Genomic DNA, 560 nt, shown 5'->3' on the forward strand with positions numbered 1-560 from the left:
GCCTGCTGAATCCCTGGGGTTTTGGAGCTGCGCCATGGCCCTTTGCTGGTGATGCCACACGCCACTGCGGCCTGTACATGAACGCCCAGCTTAATCAGATTCCTGACTTTGGTGTGCAGCTTACGCCACTGTCGCCAGTAGGCCGGCGACGGATCCGGAACCTGTCAACCTGATTTGGACAGTTCTTTAAAAATTAATGTACATCCTCCAGCTTCTGCCGGGCATACGGCAGGGTCGGCATGTTGACCAAACTGGTGCAATCACCCTCCATCGCCTGCTGCTCCGTGATGGGGTTAATGGCGACCTTTTCCGGCGGCTGTGATGCGGTTGGACGCCCCTTGACGAAGCGCTCCGGGTGAGCCTCGTAGCACTCATCCAGCGCTTGCTGGCGGGTCACAGCCAGCTCCCGGTAGCGGCCAGTGAATACTTGCTCGGGCGTGTAGCCGCCCAGTCCGCTGTGATGATGTTCGAAGTTGTACCAGTCAAAATACTGCTCATACCACTGTCGGGCGTGGCTGACGCTGTCGAATCGCCCTGGGTAATCCGGCTGGTACTTAGCA

1 protein-coding gene is annotated in these 560 nt (G+C 58.2%); it reads right to left on the minus strand.

The window, feature by feature from the left end; genetic code table 11:
* Positions 1–193: 193 nt before the first annotated feature.
* Positions 194–560: integrase core domain-containing protein (locus AC1RQI_RS17030; RefSeq protein ID WP_481905805.1), on the minus strand; the 367-nt coding region annotated here is incomplete at its 5' end.

Source organism: Salicola sp. AFF1, from assembly GCF_056783195.1.